The organism is Paraburkholderia sp. PREW-6R, assembly GCF_039621805.1.
Lineage (GTDB): Bacteria > Pseudomonadota > Gammaproteobacteria > Burkholderiales > Burkholderiaceae > Paraburkholderia.
The window spans coordinates 2,535,138-2,554,088 of record NZ_CP155073.1; the positions used below are offsets into that span (position 1 = coordinate 2,535,138).

16 protein-coding genes are annotated in these 18,951 nt (G+C 65.3%); 10 read left to right on the forward strand and 6 right to left on the reverse strand.

Annotated features, from left to right (window positions below):
* Positions 1–7: 7 nt before the first annotated feature.
* From AAGS40_RS11015 to guaD, 9 genes are all read left to right on the forward strand, one after another.
* Positions 8–1,366 carry an MFS transporter gene (locus tag AAGS40_RS11015; RefSeq protein WP_345811286.1) on the forward strand — a complete coding sequence of 453 codons (1,359 nt, stop codon included), beginning with the start codon at positions 8–10 and terminating at the stop codon, positions 1,364–1,366.
* 204 nt (positions 1,367–1,570) lie between these two features.
* Positions 1,571–2,251, forward strand: coding sequence for a GntR family transcriptional regulator (locus AAGS40_RS11020; RefSeq protein ID WP_345814373.1), 681 nt, complete (start codon positions 1,571–1,573; stop codon positions 2,249–2,251).
* A gap of 134 nt (positions 2,252–2,385) precedes the next feature.
* Positions 2,386–3,765: an amidase gene (locus tag AAGS40_RS11025; protein WP_345811287.1), complete on the forward strand. Its 1,380-nt coding sequence runs from the start codon at positions 2,386–2,388 to the stop codon at positions 3,763–3,765.
* Positions 3,766–3,917: 152 nt separating this feature from the next.
* The gene (locus AAGS40_RS11030) at positions 3,918–4,427 is read left to right on the forward strand and encodes a disulfide bond formation protein B (protein WP_345811288.1); all 510 of its coding nucleotides are present in this window, start codon (positions 3,918–3,920) and stop codon (positions 4,425–4,427) included.
* Positions 4,428–4,718: 291 nt separating this feature from the next.
* On the forward strand, positions 4,719–6,269 hold the full coding sequence (gene xdhA, locus AAGS40_RS11035) for a xanthine dehydrogenase small subunit (RefSeq protein ID WP_345811289.1): 1,551 nt from the start codon (positions 4,719–4,721) through the stop codon (positions 6,267–6,269).
* Positions 6,266–8,689, forward strand: coding sequence for a xanthine dehydrogenase molybdopterin binding subunit (gene xdhB / locus AAGS40_RS11040; RefSeq protein ID WP_345811290.1), 2,424 nt, complete (start codon positions 6,266–6,268; stop codon positions 8,687–8,689). The genes xdhA and xdhB overlap by 4 nt, the downstream gene beginning before the upstream one ends.
* A 107-nt stretch (positions 8,690–8,796) precedes the next feature.
* Positions 8,797–9,816: a xanthine dehydrogenase accessory protein XdhC gene (xdhC, locus tag AAGS40_RS11045; RefSeq protein WP_345811291.1), complete on the forward strand. Its 1,020-nt coding sequence runs from the start codon at positions 8,797–8,799 to the stop codon at positions 9,814–9,816.
* A 66-nt stretch (positions 9,817–9,882) separates the two neighbouring features.
* The gene (locus tag AAGS40_RS11050; protein WP_345811292.1) at positions 9,883–10,929 is read left to right on the forward strand and encodes an adenosine deaminase; all 1,047 of its coding nucleotides are present in this window, start codon (positions 9,883–9,885) and stop codon (positions 10,927–10,929) included.
* 110 nt (positions 10,930–11,039) lie between these two features.
* Complete coding sequence (gene guaD, locus AAGS40_RS11055; protein ID WP_345811293.1) at positions 11,040–12,377, forward strand: guanine deaminase; 1,338 nt, start codon at positions 11,040–11,042, stop codon at positions 12,375–12,377.
* A 193-nt stretch (positions 12,378–12,570) separates the two neighbouring features.
* Here the strand turns inward: guaD and AAGS40_RS11060 are convergent, their stop codons facing one another.
* A complete protein-coding gene (locus AAGS40_RS11060; protein ID WP_345811294.1) occupies positions 12,571–13,833 on the reverse strand; it encodes an NAD(P)/FAD-dependent oxidoreductase in 1,263 nt (420 codons plus the stop codon).
* 123 nt (positions 13,834–13,956) lie between these two features.
* Here AAGS40_RS11060 and AAGS40_RS11065 point away from each other — a divergent pair, with 123 nt between their 5' ends.
* The gene (locus tag AAGS40_RS11065; RefSeq protein ID WP_345811295.1) at positions 13,957–14,685 is read left to right on the forward strand and encodes a class I SAM-dependent methyltransferase; all 729 of its coding nucleotides are present in this window, start codon (positions 13,957–13,959) and stop codon (positions 14,683–14,685) included.
* Between the two features lie 108 nt (positions 14,686–14,793).
* On the opposite strand, the gene AAGS40_RS11070 is transcribed toward AAGS40_RS11065, so the two are convergent.
* The 5 genes from AAGS40_RS11070 to AAGS40_RS11090 are packed head-to-tail and all read right to left on the reverse strand — an operon-like array spanning position 14,794 to position 18,946.
* Entirely contained in the window at positions 14,794–15,216 is a 423-nt protein-coding gene (locus AAGS40_RS11070; RefSeq protein WP_345811296.1) for a signal peptidase, read from the reverse strand.
* A gap of 37 nt (positions 15,217–15,253) precedes the next feature.
* On the reverse strand, positions 15,254–16,513 hold the full coding sequence (locus AAGS40_RS11075) for a beta-ketoacyl synthase N-terminal-like domain-containing protein (protein WP_345811297.1): 1,260 nt from the start codon (positions 16,511–16,513) through the stop codon (positions 15,254–15,256).
* The gene (locus AAGS40_RS11080) at positions 16,510–17,736 is read right to left on the reverse strand and encodes a beta-ketoacyl-ACP synthase (protein ID WP_345811298.1); all 1,227 of its coding nucleotides are present in this window, start codon (positions 17,734–17,736) and stop codon (positions 16,510–16,512) included. The genes AAGS40_RS11075 and AAGS40_RS11080 overlap by 4 nt, the downstream gene beginning before the upstream one ends.
* Positions 17,736–18,461, reverse strand: a complete 726-nt coding sequence (locus AAGS40_RS11085; RefSeq protein ID WP_345811299.1) for a 3-ketoacyl-ACP reductase FabG2 — start codon at positions 18,459–18,461, stop codon at positions 17,736–17,738. Before AAGS40_RS11085 ends, AAGS40_RS11080 begins: the two co-directional genes overlap by 1 nt.
* Entirely contained in the window at positions 18,458–18,946 is a 489-nt protein-coding gene (locus AAGS40_RS11090) for a hotdog family protein (protein WP_345811300.1), read from the reverse strand. Before AAGS40_RS11090 ends, AAGS40_RS11085 begins: the two co-directional genes overlap by 4 nt.
* Positions 18,947–18,951: the final 5 nt, after the last annotated feature.

Below are 18,951 nucleotides of genomic sequence, written 5' to 3' on the forward strand. Positions count from 1 at the left end.
GGCATTCATGAGCATCCCTTCGCTATCCGCTGACGCCGACGCGTCCTCCGACGCCTCGCTCGAAGCCGCCGCGTTGCGCAAGATCACGTGGCGCATCATGCCCTTCCTGTTTCTCGTCTACGTGCTGTCGTATCTGGACCGCGTCAACATCGGTTACGCGAAGCTGCAGTTCACCGGCGACCTCGGGCTTTCGAACGCCGCCTACGGACTGGGCGCGGGGATCTTTTTCTTCGGCTATTTCGTGTTCGAAGTGCCCAGCAATCTGCTGCTCAAAAAGTTCGGCGCGCGCGCGACGATCGCCCGGATCACGATGCTGTGGGGCCTGCTGTCGTGCCTGATGATGTTCGTGCACTCCGAAACCATGTTCTACGTGCTGCGCTTCTTCCTGGGCGTGGCCGAGGCGGGTCTGGTGCCGGGCGTCGTGTTGTATCTGACCTTCTGGTTTCCATCGGATCGGCGCGCGCGGATGGTCGCCGTGTTCATGGCGGCGATTCCGGTCGCGGGCATTGTCGGCGCGCCGCTGTCGGGCTTCCTGATGTCCGCGCTGCACGAGACGCACGGCCTGCGCGGCTGGCAGTGGATGTTCCTGATCGAAGGCATTCCGTCGATCCTCGCCGGCTTCTGGGCGCTTGCCGTACTGCGCAACTCGCCGGCCGAAGCCGGCTGGCTCACCAACGACGAAAAGCGCGTGATTCTCGGCCGCATTTCGCGGGAAAACAGCGCGGCGGCCGCGGCCGGCGCGGAGCACAGCCTCGCGGTCGCGCTGCGCTCGGGCCGCTTCTGGCTGCTCACGCTGATCTATTTTTGCCTCGTCACCGGCAACGCGGGCTTTTCGTTCTGGCTGCCGCAGATCGTCAAGGATCTTGGCGTGACCAATCTGGTCACCAACGGCTTCGTGACCGCGATTCCTTATCTGGCAGCGGGAATCGGCATGATCCTGATCGGGCGTTCGTCGGACGTGACGGGCGAACGGCGCTGGCACTACGCGGTGTGCTGCTTCATCGGCGCGGCCGGGCTGCTCGGCAGCGCGTCCGTGACAAACTCGATTCCGCTCGCCGTGACTGGCCTGTCGATCGCCTACATCGGGATTCTCGCGGGCTTCGGCATCTTCTGGTCGATGTCGACGACATTCCTGCAAGGCACGGCTGCGGTCGCCGGCATTGCGGTGATCAATTCGATTGCGAACCTCGCAGGCTACGTGAGCCCTTACGTGCTCGGCATCGTGAAGGATGCGACGCATAGCGTGACGTTCGGTCTCGTGCTGATTGCGGGCGCGTTGATCGTCGGCGGTCTGGTCACGCTGATGATGCCGCGCGTGAAGGTTCAGCATGCGGCAGCGCCTGCGCCGGGCGGCGTCGAAGCGTGACGCGCAGGCGCGGCGGCGACGCCCGACATGCCGCCGGCACGGCCGGCCTTGCCGGCCGTGGCCGCACTGGCCGCACTGGCCGCACTGGCCGCACTGGCCGCACTGGCCGCACTGGCCGCGCTCGCCGCGCTTGCCGCGCTTGCCGTCCGGTTACGGCAAAACCTTGCTCTACAATGGGGACGACATTGTCCGCATCTTTTCTCCATGACGCTTTTGCAGACTGACCGTCCTTCGAAGTCCACCCGCACGACGGCTTCCGCGAGCCTCGCCGAACAGGCGTATGCGTTCGTCAAGCGCGAGATCATCACCCTGCGCTTGCGGCCAAGCGAAGTCCTCAACGAGGCGGAACTGATGGCGCTGACGGGCATCGGCCGCACGCCGGTGCACCAGGCGCTGCACCGGCTCGTGCACGAAGGCATGCTGACCATCATGCCGCGCAAGGGCATCATGGTCCGGCCGGTGTCGCTCGAAGACGTGCTGGCGATCATCGACGTGCGGCTCGTGAATGAAAGCTATTGCGTCGAGCTTGCCGCCCGTCACGCGCAGCAGCACGACTACGACGCGATGCAGGCGTTGCTGGACCGCTCGTCGGTATGTGTTGCCGCGCACGATATCGAGGGCATGATGGATATCGACCGCGAGTTTCATCTGGCGATCTCCGCCGCGTCGCGCAACGCCGTGCTTGCCGATATTCTGCGCGGACTGCACGAGCGCTCGCTGCGCTTCTGGTTCATTTCGCTTTCGGAACCGCACCACCTGGAAGACGTGCACGAAGAACATCTCGAACTGTTCCGCCTGCTGCGCGAACGCGACGCCGAAGGCGCCCGGCAATCGGTGCAGAAGCATATCGAGGCGTTCCGCTCGACCCTCTTCAACCGGATTTAAACGATGCCGCTTCCCGTGACCGCGGCCTGCATCGCAAACCGCATCGGCGAGAGGGGCGCGATAACAGATGAAAACTGACTGCGAAACCGGCTGCATCTGAACGCAAACCCGCCCCCAACATTTTTACCGACACAATGGCCAACGACTTCACGCCCTTTCCGCCGCTTGCCCAACTCGCCGCCGATCTCGCGGCCGGCCGCACCACGAGCCGCGCGCTCGTTGAAACCGCACTCGGGCGGATTGCGGATCCGACCGGTCAGGGCGCCGTCGCCTTCATGCACGTCGACGCCGACAACGCCCGCGCCGCCGCCGACGCGCACGACCGTCTGCGCGCGGCCGGCACCATCCTGTCGCCGCTCGCCGGGATTCCGGTGTCGGTGAAAGACCTGTTCGATATCGAAGGCCAGCAGACTCGCGCGGGCTCGGTGGTCCTCTCCGACGCGCCCGCCGCGAAAGCGGACGCCGTCACCGTTGCGCGCCTGAAGCGGGCCGGCGCGGTGATCGTCGGGCGCACCAATATGAGCGAGTTCGCTTTTTCCGGGCTCGGCCTGAACCCGCATTACGGGCACCCGCTCTCGCCATACCGGCGCGGCGTCGAAGGCGATGAACGGATTTCGGGCGGCTCGTCGTCGGGCGCGGCGGCGTCGGTCGCGGACGGGATGGCGGCCGTCGCGCTCGGCACCGACACAGGCGGCTCGATCCGCATTCCGGCGGCGCTTTGCGGCCTGACCGGCTTCAAGCCGACCGCGTCGCGCATTCCGAAGCAAGGCGGCGTGCCGCTGTCGTCGACGCTCGACTCATTCGGGCCGATCGGCGTTTCGGTGGCGTGCTGCGCACTGGTCGACCGGATGCTCGCCGGGCTCGAACCGCGCATTCCGGCCGCCCGGCCGCTCGAAGGCGTGCGCCTCGGCGTGCTGACGAATTTCGTGACCGACGGCGTCGAGCCCGCGGTGGCCGCGGCCATCGACACGGCGCTCAAACATCTGGAAGCAGCCGGCGCCATTGTCAGCGAAGTGCGCTTCGCGCCGCTCGACCGTCTGCCGCAAATCAACCGCTTCGGCTTCTCGCCAATCGAAGCGTATGCGTGGCATCGGCCGCTGCTGGAAAAACATCGTGATCAATACGATCCGCGCGTGCTGGTGCGGATCATGAAAGGCCAGCCGGCCACAGCCGTCGACTATCTGGATCTGCTCGCGGAGCGCGAGGCGATGCTCGACGAAGCCGCGCGCACGCTGTGGCAGCGTTTTGACGCGGTGGTGGCGCCGACCGTGCCGGTCGTACCGCCGCGCGTCGCCGATCTGGTTCACGACGACGACGCGTTCGGCCGCACGAACGCGCTGATTCTGCGCAATCCGAGCGTGTTCAATTTCCTCGACACCTGCGCGTTGTCGTTGCCATGCCATTTGCGCGGCGACGCGCCAGTCGGTCTGATGCTGGCAGGCGCGCCGCACGCCGACGACGCGCTGCTCGCGATCGGCCGCGGCGCGGAAGCGGTGCTGAACGCGATTCGCTGAGATTCGGGCGGGCGCAGCAACGTGCGATCGACGCGATCCGGCCTGCGGACAAAGAGCCAGATCAGCGCGTATAAGCGTCAGTGCGCCGGGGGCAAGGGTTCGCGCTAGAATCGCGGGCACCGCACTCCCGTCTCCCGACCGCCACACGATCCATGAATAACGACAATGCAATGCTGCGCCGCGAGCGCTCCCTGCTGGTCCTGCTTGGCCTGATCTGCGTCGCCCTCGTGGCCGGCGCGCTCTATCTGCAATACGGGCTGCACGAGGATCCTTGCCCGCTGTGCATCATTCAGCGGTATTTCTTCCTGCTGATCGCGATTTTCGCGTTCCTCGGCGCGCGCTTTAACAGCTGGCGCGGCGTGCGGTTGCTGGAAGTGCTGGCTGCGTTGTCGGCGCTCGCCGGCATCGTGACGGCGGCGCGCCACGTCTACGTGCAGGCCAACCCCGGCTTCAGCTGCGGCTTCGACGCGCTTCAGCCCGTGGTGGACAGCCTGCCGCCCGCGCATTGGCTTCCGGGCGTGTTCAAGGTGGCCGGATTGTGCGAAACGGCTTATCCGCCGATTCTCGGCCTGACATTGCCGCAGTGGTCTCTGGTCGCCTTCGTGATCGCGTTCATTCCGCTTGCGCTGAGTCTCGTGCGGAACCGGCGTCGGTTCGCCTGATCCGACGCTAAGTTCGGCTTTCTTCCGTCATATCCCACCTTTTCGCCTGGCGACGCCCCACCTGGGGCCGCCCAATTCAGGCACTCCCGCCGGGCGCGCAACTTCCCGCCGTCGCGCGGATCGTACTGTTTGCATGACCGCTTTCGAATAGGCTTCATGCGACGCGGGAAATATTTTCGCGACGAGGGAGTGCTATCTTCGGAACTGGATGGCGATCTACGTGCGCGAGGCCGGTTCCGGCACGACCCCTGCGTAACGCGCGCCCGGTCCGCACTGTCTTCTGGATTCGCCATGACATCGCACACCATCCGTTTCTATCATCAGGGTTCCGTCCGTGAAGTGTCGGACGTCCCGGCATCGCGCACCGTGCTTCAGCACCTGCGTGAGGATCTGCATTGCACGGGCACCAAGGAAGGCTGCGCAGAAGGCGATTGCGGCGCGTGCACCGTCGTGATCGGCGAGCTGGATGCGCACGGCGGGCTCGCGCTGAAAGCCGTCAATGCATGCATCCAGTTCCTGCCGACGCTCGACGGCAAAGCGCTTTTCACGGTCGAAGACCTGCGCGCCACGAACGGCGCGCTGCATCCCGTTCAGCAGGCAATGGTGGATTGTCATGGCTCGCAATGCGGTTTCTGCACGCCCGGATTCGTCATGTCGATGTGGGCGTTGTATGAAAATCAGCCGGCCGCCGCCGGCCTGCCCACCCGTGATGAAATCAACGCCGCGCTGTCCGGCAACCTGTGCCGCTGCACCGGCTATCGGCCCATCGTCGACGCCTCGCAGAAGATGTTCGACTACTCGCACTATCCGCGAGTAGCGCTGGATCGCACCGCCATCGTCGAAACACTGCGTCCGCTGCAACGCGGCGACACCTTTGAATACCGCGCGCCCGACACGCGTGGCACCGCGTTCGGCTCGCCCACGTTTTACGCGCCCGTCACGCTCGACGCATTCGCCAGACTGCGCGCCGAGCTTGCGCAAGCGCGTCTCCTGGCAGGCAGCACCGACGTCGGCCTGTGGGTCACCAAGCAGTTCCGCGATCTCGGCGACATCCTGTATATCGGCAACGTCGCCGAACTGAAGACCATCGCGCGTGACGCGCAGACGCTCACGATCGGCGCGGCCGTCACACTGGAGGACGCCTACGCCGCCCTCGCCGCCGACTATCCCGAACTCGCCGAACTGTGGACGCGCTTTGCATCGCTGCCGATCCGCAACGCCGGCACGCTCGGCGGCAACGTCGCGAACGGTTCGCCGATCGGCGACTCGATGCCTGCGCTCCTTGCGCTCGGCGCAGAAGTCGTGCTGCGTCACGGCGCCAGAACGCGCACGTTGCCGCTCGACGCGTTCTACCTCGGCTATCAGAAAACGGCGCTCGCGGCGGGCGAATTCGTCGCCGCGCTGCGCGTGCCGCGTCCGGCAGGCAACCTGCGGTTTCGCACGTACAAGGTATCGAAGCGCTACGATCAGGACATTTCGGCGGTATGCGCGGCTTTCGCGCTGTATATCGGCGACGACGGCACGATCAGGACGGCGCGCGTTGCGTTCGGCGGCATGGCTGCCACACCGAAGCGCGCCGCGCAGACCGAAGCGGCGCTGACCGGCGCAACATGGACCGAAGACACCGCGCGGCAGGCAATGAACGCGCTGGTCGCCGATTACCAGCCGCTCACGGATATGCGCGCTTCGAGCGCATATCGGTTGAAGGTGGCGCGCAACGTGCTGTGGCGCTTTCATCTCGAAACGCGTGACCACGCGCCGCTCACCCTCTTCGACGTGAACGCATTCGCGTTCGAAGCCGGCTCGCCGGACGCCGCCGTCACCCAGGAGTCGTCGTCATGAACCGGACCGATGCTTTCGTCCACCGCGCAGCCGACCCGCTCGAATCCTCCGTCGGCCCGCAAGACAACGACGCCGCGATCGGCGTGTCGCTGCCGCACGAATCCGCCGCGCTGCACGTCAGCGGCGAAGCCACCTACACCGACGACGTGCCGGAACTTCAAGGCACGTTGCATGCGGCGCTCGGCCTGTCGCGCCACGCGCACGCGCGGATCGTCTCGATCGACCTCGACGCGGTGCGCAAAGCGCCGGGCGTGATCGCCGTGCTCACCGCCGACGACATCCCCGGTGAAAACAATTGCGGCCCGGTGCTGCACGACGATCCGATTCTCGCCGTCGACGAAGTGCTGTACCTCGGTCAACCGGTTTTCGCCGTGATCGCCGAGAGCCACGAACTCGCGCGACGCGCGGCAGCGCTCGCCAGAAGCGACGACGTGATCCGTTACGAGCCGCTCGAAGCGATCCTCACGCCCGCCGAAGCCAAAGCGGCGAAGAGCTTCGTGCTGCCGCCATTGCATCTGAAGCGCGGCGAGCCCGACGCGAAGATCGCCGGCGCGCCGCACACACTCACCGGCACGTTCGAAGTGGGCGGCCAGGAACAGTTTTATCTCGAAGGTCAGATTGCCTACGCCGTGCCGAAGGAAATGGACGGCATGCTCGTCTACAGTTCGACACAGCATCCCAGCGAAATGCAGCAGGTCGTCTCGCATATGCTCGACTGGCCCGCGCATAACGTGGTGTGCGAATGCCGTCGCATGGGTGGCGGGTTCGGCGGCAAGGAATCGCAGTCGGCGCTGTTCGCGTGCGTCGCGGCGCTCGCGGCGAAACTGTTGCGCCGTCCGGTCAAGCTGCGCGCCGATCGCGACGACGATTTCATGATTACCGGCAAGCGCCACGATGCGATCTACGAATACGAAGCCGGCTTCGACGAGAACGGCCGCATTCTCGGCGCGCGCGTCGAAATCGCGTTACGCGCAGGCTATTCGGCGGACCTCTCGGGCGCGGTCGCAACACGCGCGGTCTGCCACTTCGACAACGCGTACTACCTGTCCGACGTCGATATCGTCGCGTTGTGCTGCAAGACCAACACGCAATCGAACACGGCGTTTCGCGGCTTTGGCGGCCCGCAAGGCGCGCTCGTGATGGAAGTGCTGATGGACAGCATCGCGCGCCAACTGGATCGCGATCCACTCGACGTGCGCATCGCCAACTACTACGGCATCGGCGAGCGCGATACGACGCCGTACGGTCAGCGCGTCGAGGACAACATCATCGCGCCGCTCACCGACGAACTGCTCGGTACCAGCGACTACCGCGCGCGGCGGGAGGCCATCGCCGCCTTCAACGCGACGAGCCCGGTGCTCAAGCGCGGCCTCGCGTTCTCGCCGGTGAAGTTCGGCATCTCGTTCAACGTGCCGTTTCTGAATCAGGCCGGCGCGTTGGTGCATGTGTACAAGGACGGCTCCGTGCTCGTCAATCACGGCGGCACTGAGATGGGCCAAGGGCTCAATACGAAAGTCGCGCAGGTGGTCGCGAACGCGTTCGGCTTGCCGTTGTCGCGGGTTCGCGTGACGGCAACCGATACGTCCAAGATCGCCAATACGTCCGCGACCGCTGCGTCCACCGGCAGCGATCTGAACGGCAAAGCCGCCGAAGCCGCTGCGCAGACCATTCGCGTGCGGCTTGCCGAACTCGCGGCGAAGCAGCTTGGCGGCACGGCGGACGACGTGCGCTTCGTCAATGGCGAAGTGGTGGCGAACGGCGGCGCGATGCCCTTCGAACAGCTCGTGGGCGCGGCCTATCTGGCGCGCGTGCAACTGTGGTCGGATGGGTTTTACACCACGCCCAAAGTGCATTGGGACGCAAAAACGCTGACCGGACATCCGTTCTATTACTTCGCGTATGGCGCGGCGGTGTCGGAGGTCGTGATCGACACGCTGACTGGCGAATGGAAACTGGTGCGCGCCGACGTGCTGCACGACGCCGGGCAGTCGATCAATCCGGCTATCGACATCGGCCAGGTGGAAGGCGGCTTTATCCAGGGCATGGGCTGGCTCACCACCGAGGAACTTTGGTGGAACCGCGATGGGCGGCTGATGACGCACGCGCCGTCCACGTACAAGATTCCGGCGGTCAGCGACACGCCCGGCGCGTTCTACGTGAATCTCTATCAGAATCAGAACGCCGAGCCCACCGTATTCCGTTCGAAGGCGGTTGGCGAGCCGCCGTTGCTGCTGCCGTTCTCGGTGTTCCTTGCGATTCGCGACGCGATCGCCGCCGCGGTGCCGCACGCGGATCGCGCGCCGCCACTGCGTGCGCCGGCCACGCCCGAAGCAATTCTGGATGCACTGGATGCCCTGCGGACAACGTTGACAGACGAACAAGCCGCCGCCGAGCCGGCAACCACCGCGACGACTGCCTGACAACGCTGATAGAAACAACAACCGCGGCATGACACGACAAAAACGCGTCACGCCACACTCAACCGGCCGCACGGAGACCCCGCGCGGCCCCGTATGGAGAACGCCGGATGCAAGCCTGGCTACCTGACCTGCAACACCTGCTCGCGCACGGCGACGCCGCCGTGCTGGTGACGGTCGCGCGCGTCGAAGGTTCGGCGCCCCGCGAAGCCGGCACCAAGATGATCGTCACGCGCGATTCGACCCGGCACACGATCGGCGGCGGTCATCTGGAATGGAAAGCGATCGAGACTGCGCGCCAGGTGTTGCGCGACGGCATGCGCTCCCCGCATATGCGGCGCCTCGAGCGTTTCGCGCTCGGCCCGAGTCTGGGGCAGTGCTGCGGCGGCGCGGTGATACTCGCGTTCGAGCGGCTGGATGTCGGCGATCTCGGCTGGATCACGACGCTCGCCAAGCGCGTGGCCGCCGGCCAGTCGACGGTGCGTAGCGTATCATTCGGTCCCGCACCGGATGCGGTGATGCTGTCCGACCCCGAACCGGGCGTGGACGCCACCGACTGCCTGCTGTGGGACGGCGCCGGCTTCGACGACAGCGGCGCGCTGCTCACCGAAACCATTGCGCCTGGCGACTTTTCGGTCGTGCTGTTCGGCGCGGGCCATGTGGGCGCGGCGCTGGTTCGCGTGCTTGCCACGCTGCCCTGCACGGTCCGCTGGGTCGACGAACGCGACGCGCAGTTTCCTCCGCTCGAAACGCTGCACGCGCCGAACGTGAAGATCGATCCGAACGACGCTCCCGACGAAGCGATCGACGAAGCCTTGCCGCACACGTACTTCATCGTGATGACGCACAACCATACGCTCGACCTCGAACTGGCCGAGCGCATTTTGCGGCGCGGCGATTTCGCGTTCTTCGGCATGATCGGCTCGCACAGCAAGCGCAAGCAGTTCGAACACCGGCTCGCCGCGCGCGGCATCGATCCGCTCCAGATTGCGCGGATGAAATGTCCGCTCGGCGTGGACGGAATCGTCGACAAGTCGCCGGAGATCATCGCGATCTCAGCGGCCGCGCAGGTGTTGCAGGCGGTCGAAGCCAACGCGACGTTGCATCACGCAGCGCCGACGACCACCTGAACCCGGCGCGTCGCTTCAGCGCATCGCATCCGGCGCACAGCGACTCCAATGAACTCCTGACCGACCATGAATACAACAACCGCTACGTCCCTGATCGATAAAACGGCGCGCGCGCCGAAGGCCGAACTGCATATTCACATTGAAGGTTCGCTGGAACCCGAACTGATTTTCGCGCTGGCCGAGCGCAACGGCGTGAAGCTCGCGTATGACTCGATCGACGCGCTGCGCGCCGCATACGCGTTCACCGACCTGCAATCGTTCCTCGACATCTACTACGCGGGTGCGAGCGTGCTGCTGCACGAGCAGGACTTTTACGACATGACGATGGCGTACGTCGAGCGCTGTCTGGCCGACAACGTGATCCACAGCGAGATCTTCTTCGATCCGCAGACGCACACCGAACGCGGCGTGCCGATCGCGACCGTCGTGGCCGGCATCGAACGTGCGCTTGCCGACGCCGAAAAGCGCGGCATGACGAGCAGGCTGATTCTGTGCTTCCTGCGCCATCTGTCGGAAGAAGACGCGCTCGCCACGTTCGAAGAAGCGCTGCCGCTCTTTGAGCAATACCGGCATCGGCTGATCGGCGTCGGCCTCGACTCATCGGAACGCGGGCATCCGCCGTCCAAGTTCGAGCGGGTGTTCGCGAAGGCCCGCGCGCTCGGGCTGAAGCTCGTTGCGCACGCAGGCGAAGAAGGACCGCCGTCGTATATCTACGAAGCGCTCGATCTGCTGAAAGTGGATCGCGTCGACCACGGCGTGCGCAGCATCGAAGATCCGGCGCTCGTCACACGTCTCGCGGACGCGCGCGTCGCGTTGACCGTGTGCCCGCTGTCGAACCTGAAGCTCTGCGTGTTCGACGACCTGACCCAACATACGCTGAAGGACCTGCTCGATCGCGGCGTCGCCGTCACGGTGAATTCCGATGACCCGGCGTACTTCGGCGGCTACGTGAACGCCAACTATTTCGCCACCATCGACGCGTTGAAGCTCAACGATGCCGAGGTCTACACGATCATCCGCAACAGCTTCGAAGCGTCGTTCGTTACGCCCGGGCAGCGCAGTGAACTGATCGCGAAGCTCGACGCGTACTGGCAACAAAACGGCCCGCACTGACGGGCCGGTGTAGCGCAGCCGGCGGCGGCACGCTTGCCCGGAGTTCGGGCATCCACATCGGGCCGCTGTCCGCGCTGTTCAGCTCCCCCTATCCGGAGACGGTTTTTCCCATGACTCAAACGGCTTTTCGCGCACAACTGCTTACCTTCAACGGCGATCCCGCGCAATCGTCCAACGCGGCGGTCTTCGACGAAGACGGCCTGCTGATCGTCGAAGACGGCCACGTCGTCGCGGCGGGCGCGTATGCGGCGCTCGCGTCGCAGCTCGCGCCCGGCACCCAGGTGCAGGAGATGCGCGACAAGCTGATCGTGCCGGGCTTCATCGACACGCACATTCACTATCCGCAGACCGACATGATCGCGTCGCCGGCGCCGGGCCTGTTGCCGTGGCTCGAGACGTACACGTTTCCGACCGAGCGCCGCTTCACCGATCCGGCCTATGCGCGCGACACGGCGAACTTTTTCGTCGACGAACTGCTCGCCTGCGGCACGACCACCGCGCTTGTGTATTGCACGGTCCACAAGGAATCGGCCGACGCGCTGTTCACGGCAAGCGAAGCGCGCAACCTGCGCATGGTGGCGGGCAAGGTGCTGATGGATCGCAATTGCCCCGAGTTCCTGCGCGACACCGCGCAGTCCGGTTACGACGACAGCGCCGAGCTGATCGGCCGCTGGCATAACCGGGGCCGCCAAATGTACGCGCTCACTCCGCGATTCGCGCCCACTTCGACAGAAGCGCAGCTCGAAGCGTGCGGCGTGCTGGCCGGCCAGCATCCGGATATCTTCATCCAGAGCCACGTGGCGGAGAATCACGACGAAGTGAAGTGGGTTGCCGATCTTTTCCCCGGCCACCGCAGCTATCTGGACATTTACGATCACTACGGCCTGTTGCGCCGGCGCGCGGTGTACGGCCATTGCATCCACCTCGACGAGGAAGACCGCAAGCGCATGGCGCAGACCGGCACGGTGGCGTCACATTGCCCGACCTCCAACCTCTTTCTCGGCAGCGGCCTGTTCGACTTCGACAAGGCCGACGAATCCGGCATGCCAGTCGCCCTCGCCACCGACGTGGGCGGCGGCACGTCGTTCTCGATGCTGCAGACCATGAACGAGGCACACAAGGTGGCGCGTCTGACCGGGCATCACCTGAGCGCCACGCGCATGTTCTATCTCGCCACCGCCGGCGCCGCCGAAGCGCTCGATCTCGCGGACAAGGTCGGAACCTTGAAGCCGAAGTCGGAAGCGGATTTCATCGTGCTCGATCCGCAAGCCACGCCGTTGCTCGCACGCCGCACCACGCGCACCGAAACGCTGGAGGAACTGCTGTTCGCGTTCGCGCTGCTCGGCGACGACCGCGCGATCTATGAAACATATGCGGCCGGCAAGCGCGTGCATCGCCGTGACGATGTGCGTCAGCCCGAGGCACGCGCGGCGAAGATTGCGGCTTGAGTGTCGCGTAACGGCGGCGTGGCCGCAGTCGTGCGCTGACTTGTGCGGCTCGATATGGGTTGACCAGGTTTGGTCAGGCTCAAGGCGGCTCGATAAGGCTCGGGAAAAAGCTGGACAAAGCTCGAAGACAAACGGCGCTTCCTTTCGCAAGGAAGCGCCGTTTTCATTGACAAGCTGCACCCAGCCGTTCTGCTCAACGCTGCATGCACACCTCGTGCAACGCGTTCAGGCGGCGCACCGGGTCCGCGACATACGGATTCGTGTCATCCCATGCATAGCCCGCCAGCACTGAACTGATCATGCGCCGAATCGACGGCGTCTGCTCCGGGTAATGGATGATGTCCTGCAACTCGCCGGAATACCAGCGCTCCACGAACGCGCGGAATGTGTCGATGCCCTTGCGCAGCGGCATGTCGTATTCCGCCGACCAGTCCACACGCTCACCCTCGAGTTGCCGGTTCAGCGTCTGCACGGCCAGATGCGCCGAACGCAGCGCGATCGTCACGCCGGACGAAAACACCGGATCGAGAAATTCGCCGGCGTTGCCGAGCAGTGCGTAACCCGGTCCGTGCAAATGCTCGACGTTTGCCGCATAGCCGCCGATATGCCGCACCGGCATCAGAAATGGCGCGTTGCCGATGAGGCGGTTAAGCGTCGGCTCCTGCCGGATCAAACCGCGCAGTTTTGCTTCGCGCTGCGCGTCGGGTACGTCCAGAAAACTCGCCTCGGCGACACAACCCACCGACGAGCGGCCGCCCGCCAGCGGAATCATCCAGAACCACACGTCGCGGCGCTCCGGATGCGTCGCGACGCAGATCTTGTCGCGGTCCGTCGTGCCTGCCGGAATCCCGTCCTGCACATGAGAGAAGATCGCGGCACGCATAGGCATGCGTGTGGGTGCTTCGAGATTCAGCAGACGCGGCAGCACGCGGCCAAAGCCGCTCGCGTCGAACACAAAGCGCGCTTCGATCTGATACGCGTGGTCCGCTTCATCGATCACGTCGACGAGCGGCAGCGCGTCCGGGTGATTCGCAGAAGCCGTGCGCAATGCGCGCACGGCATGCCCGAAACGCACGTCGGCGCCCTGCGCGGCCGCACGGCGAATCAGGATATCGTCGAACACGGCGCGTTCGACCTGATAGGTCGTGCCCCACCCGGGCGAATGTTTGTCGCGGAAATCGAATGCGGACGACTGGTCGCGATAAACAAATTGCGCGCCGTTCTTGAACTGGAAGCCGGCCTCGACCACCGCCTGCAGCATGCCCGCTTCCTCCAGATAAGCCATGCTTTGCGGCAACAGGCTCTCGCCTATGGAAAAACGTGGAAAGTGCTGCCGCTCCAGCACCACGACCGAACGACCGGCTTTGCGCAGCAATGCCGCCGCGACCGCGCCGGCCGGACCGGCGCCGATGATCGCGACATCCACGCTCAGGCGCTTTGACGAAACTGAACTCAAATGTGCCTCAATGATTTGCTTGCCCGCTGCTGCGTAACGCTGCATTCTTATGTTCCGTTAAGACGTCCCACGGTTTTTCCGTTGGGGAACGAAAAGAACACCCCACTCGCGAGGGAGCCGAGCGTGTCGCAATCCGAAATATCCAGCGTGCCCTTCGTGCCTGAAACGGCATTTGGAAACTGGTTCCTGCGCACCCATACCTGGGAGCATCACGTGCTGCGCGTGGCGATCGGCGACCTGAAGCGCCTGATCGACACGCCGCTGCCCGCCGCGCCCGTGATCGTCGACGTCGGCTGCGGGCAAGGTATGTCGTTTCGCCTGCTCGCGCAAGCGTTCAACCCGCGCCGCATTGTCGGTATCGACTACCACGCGCCCTCTCTGGCGCTCGCCGCGCAGGCCGCGAACGCGTGCCGCAACGGACTCGCCGATATCGAACTGCTGCACGGCGACTGCGCGGATCTGCCGCTGCCCGACGCCAGCGCCGACATCGTGTTCTGCCACCAAACGTTTCATCATCTCGTCGAGCAGGAGCGCGCGCTCGCCGAGTTCCGCCGCGTGCTCAAGCCTGGCGGCGTGCTGCTGTTCGCCGAATCCACCGACGCGTACATCAAATCGTGGGTCATCCGCCTGCTGTTCCGTCACCCGATGCATGTGCAGAAAAGCGCGGACGGCTACCTCGACATGATTCGTCGCGGCGGTTTCACTTTCAGCGAGCGCAACGTTTCGCTACCGTATCTGTGGTGGAGCCGCGCGAAAGATTTCGGCCTGCTCGAACGCATCGGCCTGTCCCGCCCGCAGCCCGGCAGGCGCCGCGAAACGCTGGTCAATGTCGCGGCGGTCAAGGCCCATTAACGCGGCACTGATCACACCAGCCAATAAAAGCGCACGCATGGCGCGCTTTTATCCTTCTACTGCGTGACGCCCTTTTCCTGCTCGGCGCATCTCAAGCCTGCTCGCGATCTAGTTCGACTCCAGCACCACGAGCTGCCCGCTCACCGCAATGGCCGCCGCACTCGGACTCACGCCGCACGTGAAATCGGTCGACGAGTGGGTCTCCGTGCTGTGAAAACGCGTGGTTACATCGATCACGGCATTTGCCTGGCGCTCGTTCGCCGCGGCGCGCAGCTTCTTCACGGCTTCGGTGAGCGCCTCGTGGCACGCCTGTTCGGGACTCGATGTCTTGCGCGCAACCCGTACCGAGTACGACACGGCGCCCAACTGGCTCTTCACCACCGGATGATCCTGCTCGCCAAAATAGACTTGCACGTCACCGCGCGACTGTCCGCCGGCCGCCGCGAGCGGCAACGACTGCACCTGCGTCGCGCAGCCCGCCTGAGTGAGCGCGATAAGCGCGGCGATGCCCAGTACAGCTGATCTGGTCATGGTTATCTCCCTTGGATTTTTTCGATTCACCGCTCTTTCAGCGGCCCTGCCACGCTTCGAACATCAGGCTCGCGCAACTGCCGCCAAAGCCGAACGAGACCGACATCGCCGTGCGCAGATGCGCGTCGCAGGTCGTTCGCACGATCGGCAGACCGTCCAGTTCGGGCTCCAGCGACGCTTCACGAAGCTCGCTCGCCCCGCTCGCCGTTCCCGCGATGAAACCATCGCGCATCATCAATAGCGTGTAGATCGCCTCGTGCGCGCCGGATGCGCCAAGCGAGTGCCCGGTCATGCCTTTGGTCGACGAGAACGGCGGCACGTCCCCGTCGGACGAAGCGCCGAAGACGTCGCGCAATGCGCGCACCTCCTCGATATCGCCGGCCGGCGTGGATGGCGCGTGCGTATTCACATAATCGGGACACTTGCCCGCCTCCTCGACTGCGCGCCGCATGGCCCGCGCGATCCCGGCGGCGCGCGGTGCCACCATGCCTGCGTTGTCGGTGGCGTCGCCGAAACCGGTCAGTTCGGCATAAATTCGCGCGCCGCGCGCCAACGCGTGGTCGAGCGATTCGAGCACCAGCACACCCGCGCCCGACGCGATCACGAAACCGTCGCGCTCGGTGTCGTAGGGCCGCGACGCGGTAGACGGCGTGTCGTTGAAGCGCCGGGACAGCGCACCCATTGCGTCGAACATCAGCGTCATGTTGTCGTGCAGCGCTTCGCTGCCGCCGGCCAGCACGATGTCCTGACGGCCGGTCTGGATCAGTTGCATCGCCTGGCCGAGTGCGAGCGCCGAAGTCGTGCACGCCGACGACGGCGAATAGCTGACGCCTTCGATCCCGAACACCTGCGCGACATTCGCCGACGCCGTGCTGCTCATCGCATGCGGCACCGTGTACGGCGGGACTTTTTCGACGCCGCGCAAGGTCGCGATCGTCATCGCCGCGTCGTAAGTCGCGAGGGCGCCGACGCCCGAGCCAATCACCACGCCCGCGCGCGGCGAGCGCAGTGCCGCGACGTCGAGCGCGGCGTCATCGATCGCCTTGCGGGCGGCATGGCACGCGAAGCGCGCAGTGTCGCCCATGAAGCGCTCCAGCTTGCGCTCGAACGGCGGCTCGTGCGCAACGGAGGCGACGCCCGCCACCTGCGACGCAAAACCGCGTTCGCGCCACGCGTCGACCCGCTCGATTCGCGAGTCGCCCGCGCGCAACGCGGCGGCCACGTCGTCGAGCGTATTGCCGATACACGACACGATGCCCATGCCCGTCACGACCACGCGTTGCAACGCCGCGCTCATCGAACGCGCCTGAAAATCAGCGACGTGTTGATGCCGCCGAACGCGAAGTTATTGCTCATCACATGTTCGGCATCGATCTCGCGCCCGCTGCCGACGATATAGTCGAGCGGCGCGCAAGCCGGGTCGACGTTCTCGAGGTTCAGGGTCGGCGCATACCAGTTGCGCTTCATCATCTCGATGGTCCACCACGCTTCGAGCGCGCCGCACGCGCCGAGCGTGTGGCCGACATAGCTCTTGAGCGAACTGATCGGCATACGCGCGCCGAATGTCTGCGCGGTCGCATGGCTTTCGGCAATGTCGCCGCGATCCGTGGACGTGCCGTGCGCGTTCACATAGTCGATCGCCGACGGCGGCAGCCCGGCGTCGGCAAGCGCGAACTGCATGGCGCGCGCCATCGTGTCGGCGGTCGGTTGCGTCATGTGCGAGCCATCCGAATTGCAGCCGAAACCGACGATCTCCGCGTGGATTGTCGCGCCGCGCGCCCGCGCGTGTTCGTATTCTTCGAGTACCAGCGTGGCCGCGCCTTCGCCGACCACGAGGCCGTCGCGCGCCACATCGAACGGACGCGGCGTGAGATGCGGCTGCTCGTTGCGCGTGCTGGTTGCGTAGAGCGTGTCGAACACGGCCACCGCCGGGCCCGACAGTTCTTCAGCGCCGCCCGCGAGCATCAGCGCCTGCTTGCCGCTCTGGATCGCCTCGTATGCGTAGCCGATCGCCTGACTGCCCGATGCGCACGCGCACGACGTCGGAATGATCCGCCCTTTCAGGTCCCAGAAAAGACTCACGTTGACGGCCGCCGTGTGCGGCATCATCTGCACGTAGCTGTTGGACGTCACGTCGCTCATCGAGCCGGTCTGCAGCATCGTGCCGAATGCGCGGATTGGCTCGACCGAGCCCGACGACGAACCGTAGGCGACGCCCATGCGGCCGTCGCTGATCAGCTCGTTATCGGCGAGGCCGGCGTCGGCGAGCGCAAGTTCGCTCGCGCGCACCGAATACATGGAGACGGGCCCCATCGAACGGGTCTTCTTGCGCGGATAGTGCGCAGGCAGCGTGAAGTCCGGCAACGGACACGCAAGCCGCGTGTGCAGCGCTTCGAAGTAGTCCCATTCGGGCATGCGCCGCACGGCGTTCACACCGCTTCTCAGACGCGTTTCGATCGCATCCCAGCTATCGCCGAGCGCGGTCACGCCGCCCATCCCGGTTATGACGACGCGCTTCATCAGACCATCCCGCCATTGACGCCGATCACCTGACGCGTGACGTACGAGGCCGCATCCGACATCAGGAAGCTCACCACGGACGCCACCTCGGCAGGCTGGCCGACGCGGTTCATCGGCACCGTCTTCAACACGTGCTCGAGCGGCACGTCCTCGAGCATGCCGGTTTCGATCAGACCCGGCGCCACGCAGTTGACGGTGATGTTGCGCGTCGCCAGTTCCACGGCGAGCGCCTTGGTTGCGCCGATCAGGCCGGCCTTCGCCGCACTGTAGTTGACCTGGCCGCGATTGCCCATCACGCCCGAGACGGACGCGATCGTGACGATGCGGCCGCCCTTGCGTGCGCGCACCATCGGCATGGTCAGCGGATGGACGACGTTGTAGAACGAGTCGAGACCGGTTTCGATCACGATGTCCCAGTCTTCTTCGGTGAGCGCGGGAAATGCGGCGTCGCGCGTCACGCCTGCACTGCAAACGATCCCGTAGTAAGGGCCGTTCGCGGCGACGTCGGCTTCGAGCACGTCGCGGCATGTGGCGCGCTCGCGCACATCGAATTGCAGCACGCGCGCCATGCCGCCTTGCGCGGCGATGCCGGTCGCCACCGCGTCGGCTTCACTGCGTCCGCTGCGGCAATGCACCGAGACGGCAAAACCGTCGGCGGCCAATTTGTACGCAATTGCCCGGCCAATGCCGCGGCTTGCGCCCGTCACGAGAACACGCCGGCTCATGAACTGAAGCTCCCTTCGATGAATGACTGAAAATCGGGTGGTTGAAAAACCTTGATGACGGCTTGCGCGCAGCACACGTCTTCGCGATGGATCGTGCATTCGTACGCGCCGTGGCCCGCCTCGCTGCGCAGCAGCTCCGTCGCGCGAATCAGCAGCGGCGCGCCGCCGCTTGCGAGCGCGGGTTGCAACGCCTTGTAGCTGCGCGAGCCGAGCAGCACGCCGGGCCGCGCACAGCCGCCGCCCCGCATGGCCAGCAGCGCAACATGCGCGGCAATCGCCTGCGCCATCAGTTCGATGCCGATCCACGCGGGCATCGCGCCGTCAGCGTCGGCATACCACGCGTCAGCTTGCACGGTTGCGCTGGCGGTCAGCGCTTCTGCGCCGAACGAAGTCACTGCGTCGATCAGCAGCATGGTGCCGCGATGCGGAATGATCGCTTCGATCGGCTGCGCAATCAGTTGCTCGATGGTTGGAGTCGGGCTCATGCGCG